The organism is Cupriavidus sp. WGlv3 (assembly GCF_023952475.1).
In the GTDB taxonomy this organism is placed as follows: Bacteria; Pseudomonadota; Gammaproteobacteria; order Burkholderiales; family Burkholderiaceae; genus Cupriavidus; species Cupriavidus phytorum.
The window spans coordinates 1-24,080 of record NZ_JALHRX010000010.1 but is presented as its reverse complement, the minus strand read 5'-3'; the positions used below and the strand labels follow the sequence as shown (position 1 = coordinate 24,080).

Genomic DNA, 24,080 nt, shown 5'->3' with positions numbered 1-24,080 from the left:
GCGGGACACGGGGTGGGCAAGGGAGCGGTCTTCGCTCCGGCTCATCCGGCCTCGGCGCTGCGGACAGCGCGCACGAATTCGGCAATGCGGGCGTGGTCCTTCACGCCCTTGGCGGCCTCTACCCCGCTGCTGACATCGACGGCGTAGGGGCGCACGCGCTCAATCGCGCCAGCGACGTTTTGCGCGTTCAACCCACCACTCAAAACGATGCGAGGAGCGCCGCTTGCGTTCGGGTTGCCGGTTGCCATAACCGGGGGATTGGGCGGAAGCCATGCCGGAGGAATCAGGGTCCAGTCGAAGACGTGCCCGCCACCGCCATAGCCTTCGACGAAGGCATCGAGCAGCAAGGCAGCGGCATCACGGTATTGGTCGGCGAATTCTACCAAATCGAGGCCCGCGCGGACACGGGCGGCGCGCAGGAACGGCAACGCGCAGCGCTGGGCGGCCTGGGTGCAGAACTGCGGGGTTTCGTCGCCGTGCAGCTGCAGCAGCGTCAGCGGCACACGCTCGGCGACGTGGGCGATGTCTTCAAGGTCGGCATTGACGAACAGGCCCGTCACCGTGACGAACGGCCCGGCGGCCTCGGCCAGCGCCGCGGCCTGCGCCACGTCGACGTAGCGCGGGCTGTTCGGGTAGAACACCAGCCCGATCGCGTCCGCGCCGGCATCGACGGCGGCGCGCACGTCGTCCTCGCGGGTCAGGCCGCAGATCTTGATGCGGGTGCGCTGCGGCAGGTGCGCCGCACTGCCCTCAGGCTGCGTCATCGAACACTCCATGGAACAGGCTCGCGGACGGGTCGGCCGCGGGGATCGGGTAAGCATCAGGATACTTGACCCCGACCAGGTAGAGGCCATCCGGCATGAAGGTTGGCGCCGCCAGCTTGCGGTCGCGCCCGGCCAGCACCTGCGCCAGCCACTGCGGCGGGTAGCGCCCGCGCCCCACCGCCACCAGGCAGCCCATCAGGTTGCGCACCATGTGGTGCAGGAAGGCGCTGGCGCGGAAGCGCAGGAACACCCAGTTGCCGTCATCGCGGATGGTCACGTCATACATGGTCTTGACCGGCGACTTGGCCTGGCATTCGGCGGCGCGGAACGCGGAAAAATCGTGCTCGCCGATCAAGTGCGCCGCGGCCTCGCGCATGGCGTCCACGTCGAGCCGTTGCCCGGGCGGCAGCATCTGGTAGCCGGCGCGGCCATGCACCAGCGGCACCCGGTGCGGACCCGTGTAGAGCGCGTAGTAATACATGCGCTCGTACGCCAGGAAGCGGGCATGGAAGCCATCATCGACCGGCAGCGCCCACTGCAGCGCGATCGACGGCGGCAGGAAGGCATTGACGCCGCGCACCCAGGAAAAGGGTTCGCGCGCCAGCTCGGTATCCAGGTGGATCACCTGGCCCAGCGCGTGCACGCCGGTATCGGTGCGCCCCGCCACCGTGGTCGGCAGACGCACGCCGGCAAAGCGCTCGATGGCGTCTTCGAGGTGGTCCTGGACGGTATTGCGGTGCGGCTGCGACTGCCACCCGGAAAAGGCGGCGCCGTCGTAGTGCAGGCCAAGGGCGATGCGGTTCATGTCAGGGGAAAAGGCATGGCGGCGCGCAGCCATGCGCGCCGGCTATGTGCGCAGAAAAAGCAAATGCGCCGGAAGGGGCGCTTCCGGCGCATCGCTTCGGACCGCCAATGATAGCTCAGGCCACTTCCAGCAGTAGCGAGCGGGCCTCGGCCTGCAGCGGGTCCTGCGACTGCTCGACCACCTCCTGCAGCAGCTCGCGCGCGCCCTCCTTGTCGCCGATCTCGATATAGGCGCGCGCCAGGTCGAGCTTGATCTGCATGTCGCGCCCGCCGTCCATGCCGTCGGTCGACAGCGTGCTCGGCGACACGCTCTGGCCCAGGCCGCCGGCGGTGTCCGGTGCCACCCGCGACAGGTCGATCGGCTCGGCCAGCTTGCCGTCACGCAGCATGGTGGTGGCGGGAAGCGGCACCGAGGCCTCGTCGAGCGCGGCGGGGGCCGCGGCCTTGCCTTGCGGCGCGCTGCCCAGGTCCAGCGACAGCCCGGACATGTCGAACTCCAGCGGGCGGCCGCGGGTCGGCGTGTCGAGCGTCGGCACGTCGTCATCGGCGAGCGGATCGGCGCCCGGCAGGCCCATGTCGAGGCGCACCGCCTCACCCGGCTGCGGCGTCTCGGCGCCGAACACCATCGCTGCCGAGGCCGGCGCGACGATCGGGTCGCCGGCGGCCGGTGCCGGGAAGGCATCCAGCGGCAGCGACAGGTCGCCCAGCGACGGCTCCAGGCGCGCGATCGAGGCGGGATTCTGCGACGGATCCTGCGTGCGCCACTGGTCGGTTGCCGGCGATGCCGTATCGGGGCCCGCCGCCTCCGGCGTCACCACCATGAACAGTGCGTTGCCGGGCTCCAGCGCGCGCCCCATGTCCGCGGCCTTCAGCCATTCCGCTCCGTGTCCGCCGGTCTGGGCGAACATTTCCTCTGCAATCACGCGGAACCCTTCCACATCCTGTCTGTTGCTGTAAATCTCCAGGAGCTTGAGCCGTACCGGCTGCTGCTCCGGGTGTTTCTCCAGGGCTTCGCGCAGGATTTCCTCTGCCTGCACATCGCGCCCGTAGGCGATATAGACCTCGGCCTCGGCGATCGGGTCGACCTCGTTGGCTTCCGGGGTGTTGTTGCCGATGCGGAAGTCGGCGCCGAACACGCTGTGCTGCGAGGTGTCGACGCTCTGGCCGCCGGCGGTGCCGAACAGCGAGTTGGCGCCGGCCATGACCGTGCTCTCCTGCGACAGGATGCTGTCGCCGAAGCCGGTGGCCTCGCCCTCCTTCTGCTTCTGGCGGCGGCGATAAATCGCGTACACGCCCAGCAGCGCCACCACCAGGCCACCGCCCGGCAGCAGCATGGGGTTGGCCAGCAGGCCATCGAGGAACGACGGCTCGGGCACCGGCTCGGGCTGCGCGGCCACCGGCGGCACAGGCTTGGCCGCAGGCGTCGATGCGGCGCCCTGTGTCGCGTTGGCTGCCACCTCGGCGGCAGGCTGCGAGGCGGGGGCCGCGGCCACGGCGGAGGCTGCCGCGGGTGCCACGGCGGCCGCGGCACTGGCGCCGGCAGCAGGCGCGGCAGGCGCGCTCGCCGCATTCGCGATCGCGGCAGCGGTGGCTGCGGCCGCGGCGGTGGCCGCCACGGCGTCGGCCTTGGGCGGCTCGGCCGGCACTACGGCGGGCGCGGCGGCTGCCGCCCTGGCGGCGGCGTCGGCCTTTTCCTTGTCGGCCAGCGCGGATTGGTTGGCCTGGCTGAGCTTGGCGATCTCGGCGTTCTTCAGCTCGAGCAGCTTCTGCATGTCGCCGACATTCTTTTGCAGCTGGGCCAGGCGCGCCTCGGCTTCCTTCAACTGGCGCTCGCGCGCGACCTCGGCTTCAGCCTTGGCCGCGGCGTCGGCCTGCGCGCCACGCGCGGCCTTGCTCAGCTTCAGCTCATCGCGGGGGCCGTCGGTCGGTGCCGCCTGTTCCTGCACGCGCGCGGTCACGTTGCCGGACTGCTGGCGGCCGCTGTCGGGCTCGACCGATTTGGCCGCGGCGGCGGTGGCCAGCCGGCTGCGGTAGGCGTCGAAGCCCTGCGTGCGCGCCACCACTTCGCGGCGCGCCGCCCTGGGCGTGACCGCCTGTGCCTGCTGCTGGGTCGGCACCTGCAGCACCGCGCCGCTGCGCAGGCGGTTCATGTTGCCGCCGATAAAGGCGTTGGGATTATTGCGGTAGAGCGCCACCAGCATCTGGTCCAGCGAGACCGATTCCTGGCCCTGCACGGCCTCGCCGGCAATGCCATAGAGCGTGTCGCCGCGCTGCACGGTGTAGCCGCCACCGGGGGCCATGTCGGTGCCGGCGGCCGGCGTCGCGGCGCGCCTGGCGCTCTGTCGTGCGGGACGGGCCGGTGCGGCCGGCCGGGCCGGCTCGGCCTCGGCGCTGGGGGCGGCCTGCTGCGCCGGCGCTGGTGGCGCGGCGGCAGGTGCCGACGCGGCCGGTGCGTCGGGCGTGGCGGCCTGCACCACCGGTGCCGGCGAGAAAGTCTGGCTGGAAGCCCTGGCCCCGGCGGGGTCGAGCAGGAAGGTGTAGGCGCGCGAGACCTTGCCGCTGGCCCAGCTCATGTCGACCAGGATATCGACGAAGGGCTCGCTGATCGGCTGGCTGGAACGGACCCGTGCCACGTAGCTGCCGTTGGCGCGGCGCTCCAGTTCCAGGCGCAGGTTGCCGACGCTTGGCAGATAGGTCAACCCGGCCGCGGCATAGGCGCCCGGCGGCGCCAGCTTGACGCTGAGCCCCGCGGCCTCCTCGGCGGTGACCCCGCTGATGTCGATCTCGGCCTGCAGCGGCTGCCCCAGATTCGACTGAACCCGCAATTGCCCGAACCCCGCGGCATACGCGGCCGGCTGCGCAAGCAGCAGGCCCAGTGCCGTGACGGCCAGCGTTGACCAGCGCTGACGGGCAGTAGGCGCATCTTTCCGGCGATGTTGGCTCACACTCACCTTGTGCTCCGTTATGTTTTAGTAGCGATATGAATCGACAAACCGACCCCATAAACCAGGTCCGCCCGGCCGGCGGGGCATTCTGAACGGCCCCTTTGCCAGCCTGCGCGCAGGCACCCGTCCCTGCGGGCGCGGGGCGCATGCCGGCGTATTGTGACGCATCGCCCAGGAAAATAGGCGTCCGGATACAACAACGCCGCGCATGGGCGCGGCGTCGTAAGCAAAGCGCTGCAATCTGTTGCCTGGCTGCAACGGGCGCAACCAGGCCTCAGGCGGCGGCCTGCGATCAGGACTCGATCAGGATACGCAGCATGCGGCGCAGCGGCTCGGCCGCGCCCCACAGCAGCTGGTCGCCGACCGTGAAGGCCGACAAGTACTCGCCGCCCATCTGCATCTTGCGCAGGCGGCCGACCGGGATCGTCAGCGTGCCGGTCACGGCCGCGGGGGTCAGGCCGGTCATGCTGGCTTCGCGCGTATTCGGCACCACCTTGGCCCACGGGTTGTGCGCGGCGAGCATGCCTTCGATCTCGTCCAGCGGCACATCCTTGCGCAGCTTGATGGTCAGCGCCTGCGAGTGGCAGCGCATCGCGCCGATGCGCACGCACAGGCCGTCGACGGCGATCGGCGTGGCGCCGGTCGCGCCCAGGAAGCCCTCGCCGCGGCCCAGGATCTTGTTGGTCTCGGCCCCGCCCTTCCACTCTTCCTTGGACTGGCCGTTGCCCAGGTCCTTGTCGATCCAGGGGATCAGGTTGCCGGCCAGCGGCACGCCGAACTGCTTGGTCTCTTCCGCCGACAGGCCGTGCTGGGTCGCCAGGATCTGGCGGTCGATCTCCAGGATGGCCGACGCCGGGTTGTCCAGCAGCGGCCTGACCGACGCATTCAGCGTGCCGAACTGGGTCAGCAGTTCGCGCATGTGCTGGGCGCCACCGCCCGAAGCGGCCTGGTAGGTCATCGAGGTCATCCATTCGACCATGTCGGCCTGGAACAGGCCGCCGAGGCCAATCAGCATGCAGCTGACGGTGCAGTTGCCGCCGATGAAATTCTTGACGCCCTTGGACAGCGCGTCCTTGATCACGCCCTGGTTGACCGGATCGAGCACGATGATGGCATCGTCCTTCATCCGCAGCGACGACGCCGCGTCGATCCAGTAGCCCTTCCAGCCCGCCGCGCGCAGCTTGGGGAAAACCTCGTTGGTGTAGTCGCCGCCCTGGGCGGTCAGCACCACGTCGCACTTCTTCAGTGCCTCGATGTCGTTGGCATCCTTGAGCGTGGTTTCGTTCTTGGCCATGGCGGGCGCCTTGCCGCCGGCGTTGGACGTGCTGAAGAAGACGGGCTCGATATGGTCGAAATCACGCTCTTCCTGCATGCGCTGCATCAGGACGCTGCCGACCATTCCCCGCCAACCGACGAGACCTACAATCATGATTTACCTCGGATGTGATTTTTACTTCCCCGCCATTTTCCTCGCCCGGCGTGGCTGCGCGGGGAAGACGGGCAGGCACGACGAACGGATCTAGGCGATCGCGGTTTTAATAATGGTTTTAATCGTCGTTGCGGTCTGGCCGAGCGAAATCGTGCCAACCGGGCCGCGGGTAGCGGTCAGGGCGACAACAGCAGTCAGGGTGGACTGGGAAAATCGGGCCATCGGCAGAGTCTACACGATTTTGCGGCGCTGCCGCAGCGTGCAAATTGGGGACAAATAAAACGCAGGGCACCGCGATGGCGGTGCCCCTTTTGCGTGTGGCTTGCGTGTGCCTTACAGTGCCGCCAGCACGGCCTCGCCCATCTCGCGGGTGCCCACCTGCTTGCAGCCCGGCGTCAGGATGTCGCCGGTGCGGTAGCCCTGCGCCAGCACCTTCTTGACGGCGTTCTCGATGCGGTCGGCCTGCTCGGCCTTGTTCAGCGAGTAGCGCAGCATCATCGCCGCCGACAGGATGGTGGCCAGCGGATTGGCCACGCCCTTGCCGGCGATGTCCGGCGCCGAGCCGTGCGAGGGCTCGTACAGGCCCTTGTTGTTGGCATCGAGCGACGCCGACGGCAGCATGCCGATCGAACCGGTCAGCATCGCCGCCTCGTCCGACAGGATGTCGCCGAACATATTGCCAGTGACGATCACGTCGAAGCTCTTGGGCGCCTTGACCAGCTGCATCGCCGCGTTGTCGACGTACATGTGCGACAGCTCGACCTCCGGATACTCCTTGCTGACATCGATGACGATGTCCTTCCAGAACTGGAAGGTCTCGAGCACGTTGGCCTTGTCGACGCTGCACAGTTTCTTGCCGCGCTTGGCCGCGGCCTGGAACGCCACGTGCGCGATGCGGCGGATTTCCGGCTCGCTGTAGCGCATGGTGTCGAAGGCTTCGCGCGCCCCCTGGAACAGGCCGTCCGGCGCTTCGCGCAGGCCGCGCGGCTGGCCGAAGTAGATGTCGCCGTTGAGCTCGCGCACGATCAGGATGTCGAGGCCGGCCACCAGCTCGGGCTTCAGGCTCGAGGCACCGGTCAGTTCCGGATAGCAGATCGCCGGGCGGAAGTTGGCGAACAGCTGCAGGTGCTTGCGCAGGCCCAGGATGGCCTGCTCGGGGCGCAGCGCGCGTTCCAGGCTGTCGTACTTCCAGTCGCCGACGGCGCCGAACAGGATGGCGTCGGCCTCCTTGGCCAGCTTGAGCGTATTCTCCGGCAGCGGATGGCCTTCGGCCTCGTAGCCGGCGCCGCCCACGGGCGCGGTTTCCAGTTCGAACTTCTCGTCGAGCGCGTTCAGGACCTTGACGGCCTCTGCAACGATTTCGGGACCGATGCCGTCACCCGGCAGGACTGCGATCTTCATTGTTGTCTTTCCTCGTAGAGCCTTATCCGACCAGGCGGTTGTTCAGCCACGGCATCTTCGCCACGCGCTCGGCCTCATAGGCCTTGATCTTGTCGGCATGCCGCAGGGTCAGGCCGATATCGTCGAAGCCGTTCAGCATGCAGTACTTGCGGAACGGGGCGATGTCGAATTCGTAGCCCTGCCCCGACGGCGTCAGCACCACCTGCTGGTCCAGGTCGATGGTGAGCTGGTAGCCGTTGAACGCGTTGGTCTCGTTGAACAGGTGTTCGACCTGCTGCTCGCTCAGCACCACCGGCAGCAGGCCGTTCTTGTAGCAGTTGTTGAAGAAGATATCGGCGAAGCTGGGCGCGATCACGGCGCGGAAGCCGTATTGCGTCAGCGCCCACGGCGCGTGCTCGCGCGAGCTGCCGCAGCCGAAATTGCGGCGCGCCAGCAGGATCGACGCGCCCTGGTAGCGCGGCTGGTTCAGCACGAAGTCCGGGTTCAGCGGACGCTTGCTGTTGTCCATCCCGGGCTCGCCCACATCCTTGTAGCGCCACTCGTCGAACAGGTTGGGGCCGAAGCCGGTGCGCTGGATCGACTTCAGGAACTGCTTCGGAATGATAGCGTCGGTATCGACGTTCTCGCGGTCGAGCGGCGCGACCAGGCCGCTGTGTACGGTGAACTTTTCCATGTGCTCTGTCCTTGCTTGTTCAGCCCAGCTTGCGGATATCGACGAAGTGGCCTTCGATGGCAGCCGCGGCGGCCATCGCCGGGCTCACCAGGTGGGTGCGCCCGCCCGCGCCCTGGCGGCCTTCGAAGTTGCGGTTCGAGGTCGAGGCGCAGCGCTCGCCGGCATCGAGGCGGTCGGCATTCATCGCCAGGCACATCGAACAGCCCGGCTCGCGCCACTCGAAGCCGGCGGCCTTGAAGATCTGGTCCAGGCCTTCGCGCTCGGCCTGCTCCTTGACCAGGCCGGAGCCCGGCACCACCATCGCCAGCTTTACGTTCGATGCAATCTTGCGGCCCAGCTTCTGCACCACCCAGGCGGCGGCGCGCATGTCTTCGATGCGGCTATTGGTGCAGGAACCGATGAAGACCTTGTCGATGCTGATGCTCTCGACCGGAACGTTGGGCTGCAGGCCCATGTATTCGAGCGCGCGCTCCATCGCGTTGCGCTTGTTCGGGTCCTTTTCCTTGTCCGGGTCCGGCACGCGGTCTTCGATGCTGATCACCATTTCCGGCGAGGTGCCCCAGGTCACCTGCGGACGCACCTCTTCCGCGCGCAGCTCGACCACCTGGTCGAACTTCGCACCGGCATCCGAATGCAGCGTGCGCCAGTAGGCCACCGCCTGCTCCCACTCCACGCCCTGCGGCGCGTACGGGCGGCCCTTGACGTATTCGAGCGTGACATCGTCCACCGCCACCAGGCCGGCGCGCGCGCCGGCCTCGATCGCCATGTTGCAGACCGTCATGCGGCCTTCCATAGTCAGGTCGCGGATGGCCGAGCCGGCGAACTCGATGGTGTAGCCGGTGCCGCCGGCGGTGCCGATCTTGCCGATGATGGCCAGCACGATGTCCTTGGCGGTGCAGCCGCGCGGCAGCTTGCCTTCCACCTTGACCAGCATGTTCTTTGCCTTTTTGCCCAGCAGCGTCTGCGTGGCCAGCACGTGTTCGACTTCCGAGGTGCCGATGCCGTGCGCCAGCGCGCCGAAGGCGCCGTGGGTACTGGTATGCGAGTCGCCGCACACCACGGTCATGCCCGGCAGCGTCGCGCCCTGTTCCGGCCCGATCACGTGCACGATGCCCTGGCGGTGGTCGTTCATCTTGAATTGGGTAATGCCATAGCTGTCGCAGTTGGCATCGAGCGTATCGACCTGCAGCTTCGACACCGGATCGGCAATGCCCTGGCTGCGATCCGTGGTCGGCACGTTGTGGTCCGACACCGCCAGGTTGGCGCTGATGCGCCACACCGGACGCTCTGCCAGCTTCAGGCCCTCGAACGCCTGCGGGCTGGTCACTTCATGCAGCAGGTGGCGGTCGATATAGAGCAGCGTGGTGCCGTCTTCCTCGACGTGGACGGTGTGGTCATCCCAGAGTTTGTCGTAGAGCGTCTTGGCCATGATGCGATGGCGGGCCGGAAGACCGACTCCCTGGCAGGAGAGGTCCGCGGTGACCGCGCGTAGTTTGCAGGGGTTTTATCCGCTTCGGTCGCGGTGACGAGCCGGACCACGATGATGATGATAATCGCGCCGGAAGCCGCCTGAAGCGGGCGTTATTTCAAGCGTTGCGGCAATGCTTGACTTGGCAATCGATTATGCCACCGGTCCGGCCCCGGGGCCGGGCCGGGTCGGGGTGGCAATGTAATGTGATTGGCGAAAGGGGGATTTCGCGGATGGCGAAAAGGCGGATGGCGGAAAGGAGCGGCCGCCGCGGCAGGCGCGGCGGCCGGCCGGCGTCAGCCGCCGAGGTAGGCGGCCTTGATCCGGTCGTTGGCGAGCAGGTTGGCGCCGCTATCGGCCAGCACCACCTTGCCGGTCTCCAGCACATAGCCCCGGTCCGCCACCTGCAGCGCCTTGTTGGCGTTCTGCTCGACCAGGAACACGGTGACGCCTTCGTCACGAATGGTGCGGATGATGTCGAAGATCTGGGCGATGATCAGCGGCGCCAGGCCGAGCGTGGGCTCGTCCAGCAGCAGCAGGCGCGGCCGGCTCATCAGCGCGCGGCCGATCGCCAGCATCTGCTGCTCGCCACCCGACATGGTGCCGGCGCGCTGGCCGGCGCGCTGGTTCAGGCGCGGGAACAGCTTGAACACATGCTCGATGCCCGCCTCGATCTCGTCGCGCCTGGCGAAGAACGCGCCCATCTTCAGGTTTTCCAGCACCGTCAGGCTCGGGAACACGCGCCGGCCCTCGGGCGAGATCGCCATGCCCAGGCGCATGATCTCGTGGGTCGAGCGATGGGTGATGTCCTGCCCTTCGAACAGCACGCGCCCGCTCGAGGCGCGCGGGGTGCCGCACACGGTCATCATCAGCGTCGTCTTGCCGGCGCCGTTGCTGCCGATCAGGGTGACGATCTCCCCCTTGTTGACTTCGATCGATACGCCCGACAGCGCCTCGACGGCGCCGTAGTGGGTATGGACCCGTTCCAGCTTCAGCATCAGTCCTCTCCCAGGTAGGCCTTGATCACGCGCGGGTCGTTGCGCACTTCTTCCGGCTTGCCGATCACGATGGGCTTGCCGTGCTCCATCACCAGGATGCGGTCGGACACGCCCATCACCAGGCTCATGTCGTGCTCGATCAGCAGTACGGCAATGCCGAACTCCTTGCGCAACTGGTCGATGAGCTGCGACAGCTCGAGCTTTTCCTGGGGGTTCAGGCCGGCGGCGGGCTCGTCCAGCATCAGCAGGCGCGGCTGGGTGATCATGCAGCGCGCGATCTCGAGCCGGCGCTGGTGGCCATAGGAAAGCGTGCCGGCCTCGCGGTTGGCGACGCTGGTCAGGCCCATGCGCTCCAGCCACTGCGCGGCGCGCTGCAGCGCCTCGCGCTCGGCGCGGCGGTAGGCCGGGGTCGCGAACAGCCCGCGCAGGATGCCGGACTGCACCTGCAGGTGCTGCGCCACCATCAGGTTCTCGACCACGGTCAGGTTCTTGAACAGGCGGATGTTCTGGAAGGTGCGCACCAGGCCCTTGCGCGCCACCATGTGGCTGGGCAGGCCGGCGATGGCGTGGCCGTCGAGCGTGACGTCGCCCGCGGTCGGCTTGTAGAAGCCGCCGACGCAGTTGAACACCGTGGTCTTGCCGGCGCCGTTCGGGCCGATGATGGCGAAGACCTCGTCCTTGCGCACATCGAAATCGATGCCGTCGACGGCCAGCAGGCCGCCGAAGCGCATCTGCAGGCCCGACACCCTGAGCAGTTCTGCCGTTGTATTGATCGGCGCATTCATCATTGGCGCATTCATCGGGGCAGCTCCACGTGCGGGCGGCTCGCGGGCAGCAGGCCCTGCGGACGCCACATCATCATCAGCACCATCACCAGGCCGAAGATCAGCATGCGATATTCGGCAAAGCCGCGCGCCACTTCGGGCAGCGCGGTCAGCAGGATTGCCGCCAGGATCACGCCCAGCTGCGAGCCCATGCCGCCCAGCACCACCACGGCCAGCACCAGCGCCGATTCGATGAAGGTGAACGATTCCGGATTGACCAGGCCCTGGCGCGCGGCGAAGAACGCGCCGCCCAGGCCGGCGAACGACGCCCCCAGCGTGAACGCCGACAGCTTGATGCGGGTCGGGTTCAGGCCGAGCGAGCGGCAGGCGATCTCATCCTCGCGCAGCGCCTCCCAGGCGCGGCCCATCGGCATGCGGATCAGGCGGCTGGTCACGAACAGCGTGATGCCGACCAGCAGCAGCGCGATCAGGTAGAGGAAGATCACCATGTGCTGGCTGGCGTAATCGAGGCCGATCAGCTCGTGGAAGGTGCGCGTGCCCTCGACGCTGGCGCTGCGCGCCATCTCGATGCCGAACACGCTGGGCTTGGGAATGCCCGAGACGCCGTCCGGGCCGCCGGTCAGGCTGGTCAGGTTGTTCAGCAGCAGGCGGATGATCTCGCCGAAGCCGAGCGTGACGATCGCCAGGTAGTCGCCGCGCAGGCGCAGCACCGGAAAGCCGAGCAGGAAGCCGAAGCCCGCCGACATCGCCGCCGCGATCGGCAGGCATTCCCAGAAGCTCAGGCCGAAGTACTGGTTCAGCAGCGCGTAGGTATAGCCGCCCACGGCATAGAAGCCGACATAGCCCAGATCGAGCAGGCCGGCATAGCCCACCACGATATTCAGCCCAAGGCCCAGGATCACGTAGATCAACGCCAGCGTGGCCACGTCGACCGCTCCGCGCGAGCCGAAGAACGGCCACACCAGCCCCACCGCCAGCAGCACCCACACCGCCACGCGCTGCCGCTGCGCGCCCAGCTGCGGCAGCGCCGGCAGGCGCACCGCGCTGCCCGCGCGCGACAGCATCGGCTTGAACAACTGGAACAGGAACACCGCCGCCACGGCCAGCCACACCGGCCGCCAGTGCGGTTCCAGCACCACCTGGTAGCCTTCCAGCTTGAGCTGCAGGCCGAGGATGGGGATGGTCAGGATGGCGGTCATCACCGCCGCCGTGATCGCGTTCTTGAGCGACTGGCCCGGCGTGGCGCCGCGCGCCGCGGCCTTTGCCGCAGGCATTGCGGAAACATTGTTGGTCATGGTCACACCCTCCCCTCAGACCTTTTCGACATCGGGCTTGCCCAGCAGCCCGGTCGGACGGAACAGCAGCACCAGCACCAGCAGGCTGAAGGCGACCACGTCCTTGTATTCGGCCGGCATGTAGCCCGAGGCGAAGGTTTCCGCCAGGCCCAGCAGCACGCCGCCGAGCATCGCGCCCGGGATGCTGCCGATGCCGCCCAGCACCGCCGCGGTAAAGGCCTTGATGCCGGCAATGAAGCCGATGAAGGGATTGAGCTTGCCGATGGTCAGCCCGATCAGCACGCCACCCACCGCCGCCAGCATCGCGCCCAGCACGAAGGTGAACGAGATCACCTTGTTGGTGTCGATGCCGAGCAGGTTGGCCATGCGCATGTCCTCGGCGCAGGCGCGGCAGGCGCGGCCCATGCGCGAGCGGCCGATAAACAGCGTCAGCGCCACCATCAGCGCCAGCGTCACGCCGACGATCAGCAGGCGCGAGTACGGCACCGTCACGGTGAAGTCGCCGCCCATCTGGAACTCGATGGCGCCCGAGATCAGCACCGGCACCGAGACATCGCGTGCGCCCTGCCCGATCTGGACATAGTTCTGCAGGAAGATCGACATGCCGATGGCCGAGATCAGCGGCACCAGCCGCGGCCCGCCGCGCAAGGGGCGGTATGCCACCCGCTCGACCGCATAGCCGTAGACGCCGGTGACCATCACCGACACCAGCAGGGCGGCGCCGAGCACCAGCGGCAGGGGGTAGCCTGCCTGGGCACCGATGGCGGTGAGCGTGACCAGCCCGACATAGGCACCGATCATGTAAATCTCGCCGTGCGCGAAATTGATCATGCCGATGATGCCGTAGACCATTGTGTAGCCGATGGCGATCAGCGCATAGATCGCACCCAGCGTCAGGCCGTTGACCAGCTGCTGGGTGAACTGTGGAAGGAATTCATTCATTGGGGAAGCCTCAGGAACTTGAAGCCCGATACCAGAACGCCCCGCCCGGGGTACGGGCGGGGCGTGTGCGGGAGGGAGCGCCTGCTTAGTTCGCGGCGGTCTTGCTGGCGTCCTTGTGCCAGGTGTAGACCACGAACTTGAAGGACTTCAGATCGCCCTTGGCGTCGTACTCGACCTTGCCGATCGGCGTGGTGAAGGCGTTCTTGTGCATGTACGCCGCGACCTTGGTGGGATCGGTGCTCTTGGCACCGGCGATGGCATCGCCAATGATCTTGACGGCGGCATAGGCCGGCATCTGGAACGGACCGTTGGCGTCACGCTTCTTGTCGGCAAAGGCCTTGACCAGGCCGGCGTTGGCCGGATCGGCCGAGAAGTCGGCCGGCAGCGTCACCAGCATGCCTTCCGACGACGGGCCGGCGATCGCGGTCACGTCCTTGTTGCCCACGCCCTCGGGGCCCATGAAGGCGGCCTTCACGCCCTGCTCGCGCGCCTGGCGCAGCAGCAGGCCCATTTCCGGGTGGTAGCCGCCGAAGTAGACGAAGTCCACGCCCTGCGACTTGAGCTTGGTGATCACCGCCGAGTAGTCCGAGTCGCCGGCGTTGATGCCTTCGAACACCGCCACCGGGATCTTGGCGGCTTCCAGGTCCTTCTTCACCGAGCTGGCGATGCCCTGGCCGTAAGACTGCTTGTCGTGCAGCACCGCGACCTTCTTCGGCTTGACCTTGCCGATGATGTACTGGGCGGCGGCCGGGCCCTGCTGGTCGTCGCGGCCGATGGTGCGGAAGATGAAGCTGCGCTTCTTGGTCTCGGTCAGCTGCGGCGCGGTGGCCGACGGCGTGACCATCACGATGCCTTCGTTCTCGTAGATGTCCGAGGCCGGAATGGTCGAGCCCGAGCACACGTGGCCGATCACGTACTTGATGTTCTGGCTGACGATCTTGTTGGCCACCGCCACGGCCTGCTTCGGCTCGCAGGCGTCGTCCATCAGCACCACCTCGAACTTGTTGCCACCGGCGCCGCCGGCAGCGTTGATCTGTTCAACGGCGGTCAGCGCACCGGCCTTGACCATGTCGCCATACTGCGCCACCGAGCCGCTCATCGGGCCGGCAATGGCGATCTTCACGGTTTCGGCGTTGGCGGCGGCGCCAAAGGTAGCCAGCATGGCAGCCAGCGAAATGGTGGAAAGACGGGACAGCGTCATCAGGAGCTCCTCGATTTATGTTTGGGTCATCCGGGCAGAAACGGTATGACCTGCGCAATCGAACAACACCCGCGGACGACTGGGATCGGGATTGGCGACCAGCGCCACCCGAGACGCGGAAGTCGGGCCTGCAAGGAAGAGACAGCGTATGCGGGGCCCGGCAAGTGTCAGTCCCGCTGAGGTATGGGGACCAAGGTTCGGAAAGACAACGTTTGATGCGTTCTCTATTGCGCAAGCGATTCGCCTGCCCCGCTTGCCGCACCGCACGCCGGAAGGGTGGCCCGGCTGCCGTCGGCAAAGCAGCCCGCATTATAGGGTCAAATTTCCTGCCGCACGCGACTATCGCACAATATATGCGGAACGGATTTGGGAAAACGCGACACAATCCTCCACAAATTGCGCTTCTGACCATTCAAGGTGCAATTTCCTGCCCTTTCCGCCGCCGCAGTGCACAACCGCGCCCGCGCCACAAAGACAAACGCCCCGGCGGGGCCGGGGCGTCTGGATTTGCTGCGCTGCGCAGCGGCGGGCCGAGCTTAGCGCTTGGCCACGTCCGGCACGTCGCGGGTGGCGGCGCCGACGAACAGCTGGCGCGGACGGCCGATCTTGTATTCCGGATCGGTGATCATCTCTTCCCACTGCGAGATCCAGCCCGGGGTGCGGGCCAGCGCGAAGATGCAGGTGAACAGCGAGGTCGGGATGCCCAGCGCGCGCTGCACGATGCCCGAGTAGAAGTCCACGTTCGGGTACAGCTTGCGGCTGACGAAGTACTCGTCTTCCAGCGCGATCTTTTCCAGCTCCATGGCCAGCTTGAACAGCGGGTCGTTGTGCAGGCCCAGTTCGTTCAGCACTTCATGGCAGGTTTCGCGCATCAGCTTGGCGCGCGGATCGTAGTTCTTGTACACGCGGTGGCCAAAGCCCATCAGGCGCACGCCCGAGTTCTTGTCCTTGACCTGCTTGATGAACTCGCCAATGTTGTCGACGCTGCCGATTTCTTCCAGCATCTTCAGCGCGGCTTCGTTGGCGCCGCCGTGGGCCGGGCCCCACAGGCAGGCCACGCCGGCGGCGATGGCGGCGAACGGGTTGGTGCCCGACGAGCCGGCCAGGCGCACGGTCGAGGTCGATGCGTTCTGCTCGTGGTCGGCGTGCAGGATGAAGATGCGGTCCAGCGCACGCTCCAGCACCGGGTTCACGGTGTACGGGGCGCACGGCGTGGCGAACAGCATGCGCAGGAAGTTGCCCGAGTAGGACAGGTCGTTCTGCGGATAGATGTACGGCTGGCCGATGTTGTACTTGTACGCCATCGCGACCATGGTCGGCATCTTTGCGATCAGGCGGATGGCCGAGATCTCGCGCTGGTGCGGATCGTCGATGTCCATGGCGTCGTGGTAGAACGCGCTCATGGCACCCACCAGGCCGGTCAGCACGGCCATCGGGTGGGCATCGCGGCGGAAGCCGCGCATGAAGAACTGCAGCTGCTCGTGGACCATGGTGTGGTTCATCACATGGCCGACGAATTCTTCCTTCTGCTTGGCGTTGGGCAGCTCGCCCTTCAGCAGCAGGTAGCTGGTCTCGAGGTGGTCGCACTTCTGCGCCAGCTGCTCGATCGGGTAGCCGCGGTACAGCAGCTCGCCCTTGTCGCCGTCGATATAGGTGATCTTGGAATTGCACGAAGCCGTCGACATGAAACCGGGGTCGTAGGTGAACTTACCGGTTTGTCCGTACAGCTTGCGAATGTCGATCACGTCCGGGCCAACCGTACCCTTGTAGATCGGCAGCTCAACGCTGGGGGAACCATCGGAGAACGATAGCGTGGCTTTCACATCGGACGGCGTCATGTCGGATCCTTCAAATGCTGTGAATAATAATGTTGACCAAAACTCAGACCGTACGCAGCAGGGCAATGACTCGCTGCATCGGGGGCGTGTCGAGCTCACCGTCCAGCTCCTTGCGCGCAAGGAGCAGGTCCATCAACTCGTTGTCGCTGAGCTCGAACAGCTGGCTCAGCGCAGCCACATCCTCGTCGGACAGGCTCTCCTCGTAACGGTTGAAGAAACGTTCGACGATGATGTCGTTCTCCAGCAGGCCGCGGCGGGCACGCCAGCGCAACCGGGCGCGCTTGTGCGGATCGGCCTGATGGGAGAAGGTGGTGGCAGGACTCTCAGTCATGGCTTCCTACTTTCGGCGCGCCCGCCAGATATAGCCGCTCTGGCTGACGCGCCGCTTACTACTTAGACAGCCGCGGGATCACACCGCGCGGCGGACCATCAGCTCCTTGATCTTGCCGATGGCCTTGGTCGGGTTCAGACCCTTCGGGCACACGTCGACGCAGTTCATGATGCTGTGGCAGCGGAACAGGCGGTAGGGGTCGTTCAGGTTGTCCAGGCGCTCGCTGGTGGCCTGGTCGCGGCTGTCCGCGATAAAGCGGTAAGCCTGCAGCAGGCCGGCGGGGCCGACGAACTTGTCCGGGTTCCACCAGAACGACGGGCACGAGGTCGAGCAGCTGGCGCAGAGAATGCACTCGTACAGGCCGTCCAGCTCGTCACGCTCTTCCGGCGACTGCAGGCGCTCTTTCTCGGGCGGCGGCTCGTCGTTGATCAGGAACGGCTTGATCGAGTTGTACTGCTTGAAGAAGTTCGTCATGTCGACGATCAGGTCGCGCACCACCGGCAGGCCGGGCAGCGGACGCAGCACGATGCGGTCCGGCAGCTCGCGCATGTTGGTCAGGCAGGCCAGCCCGTTCTTGCCGTTGATGTTCATCGCGTCCGAGCCGCACACGCCTTCGCGGCACGAACGGCGGAACGAGATGGTCTCGTCCAGCTTCTTCAGCTTCACCAGCGCGTCCAGCAGCATGCGCTCGTGACCGTCCAGCTCGACCTCGTAGGTCTGCATGCGCGGCGCCGCATCCTTGTCCGGATCGTAGCGGTAGACTTCGAAAATACGCTTCATTTCTGTGGGTCCTGTTGTCTCTACGATGCGGTGCTCAGAACGTACGGGCCTTCGGCGGCACGCTTTCCACCGTCAGCGGTTCCATCTTCACCGGCTTGTAGTCGAGGCGGTTGCCTTCGCTGTAGAACAGCGTGTGCTTGAGCCAGTTCTGGTCGTCGCGATTGGGGAAGTCGCTGTGCGCGTGGGCACCGCGCGATTCCTTGCGCGCCGCGGCCGAGATCATGGTGGCCTTGGCCACTTCCACCAGGTTGGCCACTTCCAGGGCTTCCACCAGCGCGGTGTTGAAGACCTTGGACTTGTCCTTCAGGTGGATGTTGGCGGCACGCTCGGTCACTTCCAGGATGCGCTCGACGCCTTCGTCCATCAGCTTCTGGGTACGGAACACGCCGGCATGCGACTGCATGTTCTTGCGGATGTCGTTGGCGACGTCCTGCGTGTACTCGCCCGACGACGAAGCCTGCAGCTTGGCCAGGCGCGAAAGCGCCAGGTCGGCGGCATCGGCCGGCAGCGGCTTGTGCTCTTTCTGCTTCAGGTTCTGCGCGATGATGTGGTTGCCGGCGGCGCGGCCGAACACCACCAGGTCGAGCAGCGAGTTGGTGCCGAGGCGGTTGGCGCCGTGCACCGACACGCACGAGCATTCGCCGATCGCGTAGAAGCCGTTGAGCACTTCGTTCGGGTTGCCGTTCTTCGGTACCACGACCTGGCCGTGGTAGTTGGTCGGGATGCCGCCCATCTGGTAGTGGATGGTCGGGACCACCGGGATCGGTTCCTTGATCGCGTCGACGTTGGCGAACTTCAGGCCGATCTCGCGGATCGACGGCAGGCGCTTCATGATGGTCTCGGCGCCGACGTGGGTCAGGTCGAGCAGCACGTAGTCGCCGTTCGGGCCGCAGCCGCGGCCTTCCTTGATTTCCTGGTCCATCGAGCGCGAGACGAAGTCGCGCGGCGCCAGGTCCTTCAGCGTCGGGGCATAGCGCTCCATGAAGCGCTCGCCGTCCTTGTTGCGCAGGATACCGCCCTCGCCGCGCACGCCTTCGGTGATCAGCACGCCCGCGCCGGCCACGCCGGTCGGGTGGAACTGCCAGAACTCCATGTCTTCCAGCGGCACGCCTGCGCGCGCGGCCATGCCCAGGCCGTCACCGGTGTTGATGAAGGCGTTGGTGGAAGCGGCGTAGATGCGGCCGGCACCGCCGGTGGCGAACAGCGTGGTCTTGGCCTCGAGGATGTAGACCTCGCCGGTTTCCATTTCCAGCGCGGTCACGCCCAGCACGTCGCCGTCCTGGTCGCGGATCAGGTCCAGCGCCATCCATTCGACGAAGAAGTGGGTCTTGGCGCGCACATTGCGCTGGTACAGCGTGTGCAGCAGCGCGTGGCCGGTACGGTCGGCCGCGGCGCAGGCGCGCTGCACGGGCTTTTCACCGTAGTTGGCGGTGTGGCCGCCGAACGGACGCTGGTAGATGGTGCCGTCGGGGTTGCGGTCGAACGGCATGCCGAAGTGTTCGAGCTCGTACACGACCTTCGGCGCTTCACGGCACATGAACTCGATGGCGTCCTGGTCACCCAGCCAGTCCGAGCCCTTGATGGTGTCGTAGAAGTGATAGTGCCAATTGTCCTCGCTCATGTTGCCCAGCGAGGCACCGATGCCGCCCTGCGCCGCCACGGTGTGCGAGCGGGTCGGGAACACCTTGGACAGCACGGCCACGTTCAGGCCGGCTTCCGCGAGCTGGAGGGATGCGCGCATCCCGGCGCCGCCAGCACCGACGATGACCACGTCAAAGCGGCGACGCGGCAATCCAGTCTTGACTGCGACCATTTATTACACCCTCCAGAGAATCTGAGCAGCGTAGCCCGCGCAACCGACGAGCCACAGAATCGTAAGAACTTGCAGCACGAGGCGAACCGCCATCGGACGCACATAGTCCATCCAGATATCGCGCACGCCGATCCAGGCGTGATACAGCAGCGACAGGATGGTCAGGAACGTGATGATCTTCATCCACTGGTTGGCGAAGAGACCTGCCCACGCTTCATACGAAGCGCCGTTCGACAGCAGGAAGGCAATGGCCAGGATCACGGTGAAGACCACCATGACCACGGCGGTGACGCGCTGCGCCAGCCAGTCTTTCAGACCGTAGTGCGCACCGACGACAAGACGCTTGGGACCGATATTGTTATTTGCCACCTTGATTCTCCTCAGAACAGGCCGAACAGCTTCAGGCCGAAAATCAGGGTAAGCAGCAGGCTGACAACCAGCACGCTGACGGCAGACTTGGCCGAGGCGGGCTTGGAGACACCAACGTGCACATCCAGCAGCAGGAAGCGGATCCCGGCGCAGAAGTGATGCAGATAACCCCAGATCAGGGCCAGCACAACCAGCTTGACAAAGCTGCCGGACAGAAGGGCCGAGAACTTTGCGAAGCTCAGTTCGGAGGTGATGCTCTGCTCAAACAGATACAGGACGAAGGGAAGGAGGAGGAACATCAGTGCACCGCTCACGCGATGCAGGATGGATACCTTGCCGGCCCAGGGCAACCGGTATTTCGCGATCTGCGAAATACCGATATTCCGGAACTCCGGCCTGGCTTGTTTGACGGCTTCAGCCATGCGAGACCCCATTAGCGGTAAACAAAGAAACGAAACTGCCATTGCCTGCATGCAGCGGGATGCATTAGGGCAAATCCATGAGATTTTAGCGCCTTTGTTGCGCGCTGCACCAATAATTTTCTGCTATCACGGCCCGACAAGCGCCGCCCGACAATCGCACACTTCGCACATCCGGCGCGTCACGCTACGCGCCAACCAGCGCGTCGCGCAACCGCCGGTATTAACCATGGCCAGGCCCACAATGATCGGGGCGCGCACCGCTGGCGCGACGCCGCCATTTCAGCTCAGGTCGTTCTGGTAATAGTGCCGGGTGGTGACGTAGAGCCCACGGCGCACTTCCACGGGGCGGTCGCCATAGGTGTAGGACACGCGCTCGACCGACAGCAGCGGCGCGCCCACCGGCACGGACAGCAGCTCGGCGGCGGTCTCGTCGGCGGGCACGGCGCGGATCTTTTCCGAGGCGCGGATCATGCGCGTACCGAATTCGGCCTCGAACAATGCATACATGGGCCCTTTCCACTCGGTCAGCTTTTCCGCGGTCAGGCCCTTGAAGTTGGCGCCGAGCAGCCAGATTTCATCCAGCACGGTCGACTCGCCGGAGAAAGTCAGCACGCGGCGGATCTGCACCACGCTGTCGCCGGTGCGGATATCGAGCAGCCGCGCGATTTCGGCGGGGGCGCGCAGGCGCTTGCATTCGAGCACGCGGCTGGCGCCATAATGGGGTTCGCCCTCGTCCGGGACCAGGCGCAGGAAACGGAACTTGACCACGTCTTCATGGTGCGTGGTCACGAAGGTGCCCTTGCCCTGGCGGCGCGCCACCAGGTTCTCGGCGGCGAGTTCGTCGATGGCCTTGCGCACCGTGCCCTGGCTGACCTTGTAGCGCGATGCCAGCTCCATTTCGCTGGGAATCATCTCGCCCGGCTTCCATTCGCCGGATTGCAGGCTGCGCGTGATCAGCGCCTTGATCTGCTGGTAAAGCGGGCTGAACGTGGGCGATGGCACTGACTGCAGACCAGGAGCGGGACCAGAAGCGGCACCAGTTGGCGGGGCGGCCTGCGGCGCGGCGGCCGGCGCGGGCGCCGGCGGCGAAAGCGGCTGCGTCCCGGCGCCAGGCGTGGCGGCGCCAGATTCCTGCGCGCCGGGTGTGGCTGCGCCGGTCAGGGACGTAGGCAGGGAGGACATAGCGCGATTTCACCACAAAAGGGCGCGTAACGTCCAGCCTTACGTTAATTGTCTTATGTCTTATATAAGACATATGAATTGACAGGATGCAGAGGCCGGGCCTACACTCGCGCTGGTCCACGCCCGCGAACGCCCGCCTCCAGGCCCGCCAGCCGCTGCCCCAGGCGGAAATGTACCGCGCCCGCGGCGGCACGGTCTGGAAATGGCGCCTCGCTTAGCAGTAGACTAACGCTTTGTTGCATCACCATGACCCGTTGTGGCTCTCCCCCACCGGCCCCGCCACGTGGCTCCGGCGGACGGCCGCTCCCCGCTGTGGCGACAACCAGCACCCGGTGACACACCGCGCGCCTCTGCATGGCGCCGGCGCGCCACCGACCGGCATCCCCCCTTCTATCGTTTGGAGATTTACTCATGGCTAAAGCCCCAATGCGCGTCGCAGTGACCGGCGCCGCTGGCCAGATCGGCTACTCCCTGCTGTTCCGCATCGCCAACGGCGACATGCTGGGCAAAGACCAGCCGGTCATCCTCCAACTGCTCGACCTGCCGCAAGCCCAGCAAGCCGTCAAGGGCGTGGTGATGGAACTGGAAGACTGCGCGTTCCCGCTGCTGGCCGGCGTGGTCATCACCGATGACCCGAAGGTTGCCTTCAAGGACGCCGACGTGGCCCTGCTGGTGGGCGCCCGTCCGCGCAGCAAGGGCATGGAGCGCAAGGACCTGCTCGAAGCCAACGCCCAGATCTTCACGGTGCAGGGCAAGGCGCTGGACGAAGTCGCCAGCCGCAATGTCAAGGTGCTGGTGGTCGGCAACCCGGCCAACACCAACGCCTACATCGCCATGAAGTCGGCCCCGAACCTGCCGCGCGAGAACTTCACCGCGATGCTGCGCCTGGACCACAACCGTGCGCTGTCGCAGGTCGCCGCCAAGACCGGCAAGCCGGTGTCGTCGATCGAGAAGATGTTCGTGTGGGGCAACCACAGCCCGACCATGTACGCCGACTACCGTTACGCCACCGTCGACGGCAAGAGCGTCAAGGACATGATCAATGACCCGGTCTGGAACAACGACGTGTTCCTGCCGACCGTCGGCAAGCGCGGCGCCGCCATTATCGAGGCCCGTGGCCTGTCGTCGGCCGCTTCGGCTGCCAACGCCGCCATCGACCACGTGCATGACTGGGTGCTCGGCACCAATGGCAAGGTCGTCACCATGGGCATCCCGTCGAACGGCGAATACGGCATCCCGGCCGACACCATGTTCGGTTACCCGGTGACCTGCGCCAACGGCAAGTACGAAATCGTCAAGGGTCTGGAGATCGACGCCTACAGCCAGGAAAAGATCAACATCACCCTGAAGGAACTGGAAGAAGAAAAGGCCGGCGTGCAGCATCTGCTGGGCTGATCTTCCCAACGCTCGACGAAAGACCGGGGTTCCGCAACGATTCCAGAATCGGCGCGGACCCCGGTTTTTTCATAGGCAGCGGCCGTGCGGCCCTGCCCTGTTCGCCAACTTCAACTTTCTGAATCCACGTGCATCCTTCCGAGGTCTTGTTCCAGGGCGAAGCCATCCCGGTCCAGTTGCCGGTGTGTGACCATTACGCGGGCAGCGAAAAGCTGATGCGCAAGTCGCTGGCCCTGCAACAAGAGCTTGGCCCCGTCTTCGACATCACCTTCGACTGCGAGGACGGCGCCGCCGTCGGCCATGAGCGTGAGCACGCCGAACTGTGCGCGCAGCTGGTCAATGGCCCGCTCAATGCCCACAACCGCGTGGGCGTGCGCATCCATGACCCGGCTCACCCCAGCTGGCGCCAGGACGTCGACGTGCTGGTGCGCGCCGCCGGGGCGCGGCTGGCCTATGTGGTGGTGCCCAAGGTCACCGACGTGGTCGAGGTCGCGCGCGTGACCGACCATGTCAACCAGGTGGCGCGCAGCGCCGGCATTGCCCGCCATATCCCGATCCATGTGCTGATCGAAACCCATGCGGCGCTGGAGCAGGCCTTCGATATCGCCGCGCTGGTGCAGGTGGAATGCTTGAGCTTCGGCCTGATGGACTTTGTCTCGGCCCACCATGGCGCGATCCCCGGCGAGGCCATGCGCTCGCCGCAGCAGTTCGAGCACCCGCTGGTGCGCCGCGCCATGCTGGAAATCTCGGCCGCCTGCCACCGCCACGGCAAGGTGCCGTCGCACAACGTCAGCACCGACGTGCAGGCGCCGCAACGCGCCGGCGACGACGCGCTGCGCGCGCGCTGCGAATTCGGCTACCTGCGCAAGTGGAGCATCCATCCGGGCCAGATCGCCCCGATCGTGGCGGCGTTCCGCCCCGGCGCGGAAGAGATCGGCGCGGCCAGCCAGATCCTGCTGTCGGCGCACGAGAACAACTGGGCCCCGATCCGCCATGAAGGGCAACTGCACGACCGCGCCAGCTACCGCTATTACTGGTCGCTGCTGCAGCGCGCCCAGGCCACCGGCACGCCGCTGCCGGCCAACGTGGAAGCGCTGTTCTTCGGCTGAAGCCGGCCCCCACCCATTCCATCATCATCCGCAGTGCCCAAGGAGACACGGATGCCTGCCTCGAAACTTGCCGCGACCGACCCCACGCTCGACCCCGCACCCGACACCGGGGCCAGCGTGCCGGCCGCGCCGCGGG

22 protein-coding genes are annotated in these 24,080 nt (G+C 66.2%); 2 read left to right on the top strand and 20 right to left on the bottom strand.

The features are described 5' to 3' along the window. Positions 1-41: 41 nt before the first annotated feature. The 20 genes from MKD38_RS17255 to MKD38_RS17165 all read right to left on the bottom strand — a co-directional run bounded on the left by MKD38_RS17255 (position 42) and on the right by MKD38_RS17165 (position 21,440). Positions 42-764: a phosphoribosylanthranilate isomerase gene (locus MKD38_RS17255; RefSeq protein ID WP_115710196.1), complete on the bottom strand. Its 723-nt coding sequence runs from the start codon at positions 762-764 to the stop codon at positions 42-44. After that, a complete protein-coding gene (truA, locus tag MKD38_RS17250; protein ID WP_252678748.1) occupies positions 751-1,569 on the bottom strand; it encodes a tRNA pseudouridine(38-40) synthase TruA in 819 nt (272 codons plus the stop codon). Before truA ends, MKD38_RS17255 begins: the two co-directional genes overlap by 14 nt. A 115-nt stretch (positions 1,570-1,684) precedes the next feature. Next, complete coding sequence (locus tag MKD38_RS17245; protein WP_252678534.1) at positions 1,685-4,519, bottom strand: motility hub landmark protein FimV; 2,835 nt, start codon at positions 4,517-4,519, stop codon at positions 1,685-1,687. 286 nt (positions 4,520-4,805) lie between these two features. Continuing rightward, complete coding sequence (gene asd / locus MKD38_RS17240) at positions 4,806-5,942, bottom strand: aspartate-semialdehyde dehydrogenase (RefSeq protein WP_252678533.1); 1,137 nt, start codon at positions 5,940-5,942, stop codon at positions 4,806-4,808. Positions 5,943-6,032: 90 nt separating this feature from the next. After that, the gene (locus MKD38_RS31030) at positions 6,033-6,164 is read right to left on the bottom strand and encodes a hypothetical protein (protein WP_012353360.1); all 132 of its coding nucleotides are present in this window, start codon (positions 6,162-6,164) and stop codon (positions 6,033-6,035) included. Positions 6,165-6,275: 111 nt separating this feature from the next. After that, positions 6,276-7,343 carry a 3-isopropylmalate dehydrogenase gene (leuB, locus tag MKD38_RS17235; RefSeq protein ID WP_252678532.1) on the bottom strand — a complete coding sequence of 356 codons (1,068 nt, stop codon included), beginning with the start codon at positions 7,341-7,343 and terminating at the stop codon, positions 6,276-6,278. Between the two features lie 22 nt (positions 7,344-7,365). Then, positions 7,366-8,016, bottom strand: a complete 651-nt coding sequence (gene leuD, locus MKD38_RS17230) for a 3-isopropylmalate dehydratase small subunit (RefSeq protein ID WP_252678531.1) — start codon at positions 8,014-8,016, stop codon at positions 7,366-7,368. A 19-nt stretch (positions 8,017-8,035) separates the two neighbouring features. After that, a complete protein-coding gene (leuC, locus tag MKD38_RS17225; protein ID WP_252678530.1) occupies positions 8,036-9,445 on the bottom strand; it encodes a 3-isopropylmalate dehydratase large subunit in 1,410 nt (469 codons plus the stop codon). A 335-nt stretch (positions 9,446-9,780) separates the two neighbouring features. Then, positions 9,781-10,482: an ABC transporter ATP-binding protein gene (locus MKD38_RS17220; RefSeq protein ID WP_252678528.1), complete on the bottom strand. Its 702-nt coding sequence runs from the start codon at positions 10,480-10,482 to the stop codon at positions 9,781-9,783. Then, positions 10,482-11,255, bottom strand: a complete 774-nt coding sequence (gene livG / locus MKD38_RS17215; protein WP_252678745.1) for a high-affinity branched-chain amino acid ABC transporter ATP-binding protein LivG — start codon at positions 11,253-11,255, stop codon at positions 10,482-10,484. Before livG ends, MKD38_RS17220 begins: the two co-directional genes overlap by 1 nt. 23 nt (positions 11,256-11,278) lie before the next feature. After that, positions 11,279-12,541 carry a high-affinity branched-chain amino acid ABC transporter permease LivM gene (locus MKD38_RS17210; RefSeq protein ID WP_252678743.1) on the bottom strand — a complete coding sequence of 421 codons (1,263 nt, stop codon included), beginning with the start codon at positions 12,539-12,541 and terminating at the stop codon, positions 11,279-11,281. Between the two features lie 36 nt (positions 12,542-12,577). Beyond that, complete coding sequence (livH, locus tag MKD38_RS17205) at positions 12,578-13,504, bottom strand: high-affinity branched-chain amino acid ABC transporter permease LivH (protein ID WP_012353367.1); 927 nt, start codon at positions 13,502-13,504, stop codon at positions 12,578-12,580. Positions 13,505-13,589: 85 nt separating this feature from the next. Next, on the bottom strand, positions 13,590-14,705 hold the full coding sequence (locus tag MKD38_RS17200) for a branched-chain amino acid ABC transporter substrate-binding protein (RefSeq protein ID WP_252678526.1): 1,116 nt from the start codon (positions 14,703-14,705) through the stop codon (positions 13,590-13,592). A gap of 536 nt (positions 14,706-15,241) precedes the next feature. Continuing rightward, positions 15,242-16,543: a citrate synthase gene (gltA, locus tag MKD38_RS17195; RefSeq protein WP_115703985.1), complete on the bottom strand. Its 1,302-nt coding sequence runs from the start codon at positions 16,541-16,543 to the stop codon at positions 15,242-15,244. 43 nt (positions 16,544-16,586) lie between these two features. Continuing rightward, complete coding sequence (locus MKD38_RS17190) at positions 16,587-16,874, bottom strand: FAD assembly factor SdhE (RefSeq protein ID WP_012353370.1); 288 nt, start codon at positions 16,872-16,874, stop codon at positions 16,587-16,589. A 78-nt stretch (positions 16,875-16,952) separates the two neighbouring features. Continuing rightward, a complete protein-coding gene (locus tag MKD38_RS17185) occupies positions 16,953-17,654 on the bottom strand; it encodes a succinate dehydrogenase iron-sulfur subunit (protein ID WP_011298473.1) in 702 nt (233 codons plus the stop codon). 34 nt (positions 17,655-17,688) lie between these two features. Beyond that, the gene (gene sdhA, locus MKD38_RS17180; RefSeq protein ID WP_111517512.1) at positions 17,689-19,467 is read right to left on the bottom strand and encodes a succinate dehydrogenase flavoprotein subunit; all 1,779 of its coding nucleotides are present in this window, start codon (positions 19,465-19,467) and stop codon (positions 17,689-17,691) included. A gap of 3 nt (positions 19,468-19,470) precedes the next feature. After that, a complete protein-coding gene (gene sdhD, locus MKD38_RS17175; protein WP_252678524.1) occupies positions 19,471-19,836 on the bottom strand; it encodes a succinate dehydrogenase, hydrophobic membrane anchor protein in 366 nt (121 codons plus the stop codon). A gap of 11 nt (positions 19,837-19,847) precedes the next feature. After that, the gene (gene sdhC, locus MKD38_RS17170; protein WP_252678522.1) at positions 19,848-20,258 is read right to left on the bottom strand and encodes a succinate dehydrogenase, cytochrome b556 subunit; all 411 of its coding nucleotides are present in this window, start codon (positions 20,256-20,258) and stop codon (positions 19,848-19,850) included. 279 nt (positions 20,259-20,537) lie between these two features. Further along, entirely contained in the window at positions 20,538-21,440 is a 903-nt protein-coding gene (locus tag MKD38_RS17165; RefSeq protein ID WP_115703986.1) for a GntR family transcriptional regulator, read from the bottom strand. Between the two features lie 411 nt (positions 21,441-21,851). On the opposite strand from MKD38_RS17165, the gene MKD38_RS17160 reads away from it, so the two are divergent. Further along, entirely contained in the window at positions 21,852-22,835 is a 984-nt protein-coding gene (locus MKD38_RS17160) for a malate dehydrogenase (RefSeq protein ID WP_252678520.1), read from the top strand. A 128-nt stretch (positions 22,836-22,963) separates the two neighbouring features. Beyond that, positions 22,964-23,944 carry an HpcH/HpaI aldolase/citrate lyase family protein gene (locus MKD38_RS17155; protein ID WP_115710206.1) on the top strand — a complete coding sequence of 327 codons (981 nt, stop codon included), beginning with the start codon at positions 22,964-22,966 and terminating at the stop codon, positions 23,942-23,944. Positions 23,945-24,080 lie beyond the last annotated feature (136 nt).

Bases quoted from the DNA above. Each gene is read 5' to 3' on its own strand.
- MKD38_RS17160 (WP_252678520.1), top strand. From the start codon at position 21,852: ATGGCTAAAGCCCCAATGCGCGTCGCAGTGACCGGCGCCGCTGGCCAG.
- MKD38_RS17165 (WP_115703986.1), bottom strand. From the start codon at position 21,440: ATGTCCTCCCTGCCTACGTCCCTGACCGGCGCAGCCACACCCGGCGCG.
- MKD38_RS17220 (WP_252678528.1), bottom strand. From the start codon at position 10,482: ATGCTGAAGCTGGAACGGGTCCATACCCACTACGGCGCCGTCGAGGCG.
- MKD38_RS17200 (WP_252678526.1), bottom strand. From the start codon at position 14,705: ATGACGCTGTCCCGTCTTTCCACCATTTCGCTGGCTGCCATGCTGGCT.
- truA (WP_252678748.1), bottom strand. From the start codon at position 1,569: ATGAACCGCATCGCCCTTGGCCTGCACTACGACGGCGCCGCCTTTTCC.
- gltA (WP_115703985.1), bottom strand. From the start codon at position 16,543: ATGACGCCGTCCGATGTGAAAGCCACGCTATCGTTCTCCGATGGTTCC.
- leuC (WP_252678530.1), bottom strand. From the start codon at position 9,445: ATGGCCAAGACGCTCTACGACAAACTCTGGGATGACCACACCGTCCAC.
- MKD38_RS17190 (WP_012353370.1), bottom strand. From the start codon at position 16,874: ATGACTGAGAGTCCTGCCACCACCTTCTCCCATCAGGCCGATCCGCAC.
- livH (WP_012353367.1), bottom strand. From the start codon at position 13,504: ATGAATGAATTCCTTCCACAGTTCACCCAGCAGCTGGTCAACGGCCTG.
- leuD (WP_252678531.1), bottom strand. From the start codon at position 8,016: ATGGAAAAGTTCACCGTACACAGCGGCCTGGTCGCGCCGCTCGACCGC.
- sdhA (WP_111517512.1), bottom strand. From the start codon at position 19,467: ATGGTCGCAGTCAAGACTGGATTGCCGCGTCGCCGCTTTGACGTGGTC.
- asd (WP_252678533.1), bottom strand. From the start codon at position 5,942: ATGATTGTAGGTCTCGTCGGTTGGCGGGGAATGGTCGGCAGCGTCCTG.
- MKD38_RS17185 (WP_011298473.1), bottom strand. From the start codon at position 17,654: ATGAAGCGTATTTTCGAAGTCTACCGCTACGATCCGGACAAGGATGCG.
- sdhC (WP_252678522.1), bottom strand. From the start codon at position 20,258: ATGGCTGAAGCCGTCAAACAAGCCAGGCCGGAGTTCCGGAATATCGGT.
- MKD38_RS31030 (WP_012353360.1), bottom strand. From the start codon at position 6,164: ATGGCCCGATTTTCCCAGTCCACCCTGACTGCTGTTGTCGCCCTGACC.
- leuB (WP_252678532.1), bottom strand. From the start codon at position 7,343: ATGAAGATCGCAGTCCTGCCGGGTGACGGCATCGGTCCCGAAATCGTT.
- MKD38_RS17210 (WP_252678743.1), bottom strand. From the start codon at position 12,541: ATGCCTGCGGCAAAGGCCGCGGCGCGCGGCGCCACGCCGGGCCAGTCG.
- MKD38_RS17255 (WP_115710196.1), bottom strand. From the start codon at position 764: ATGACGCAGCCTGAGGGCAGTGCGGCGCACCTGCCGCAGCGCACCCGC.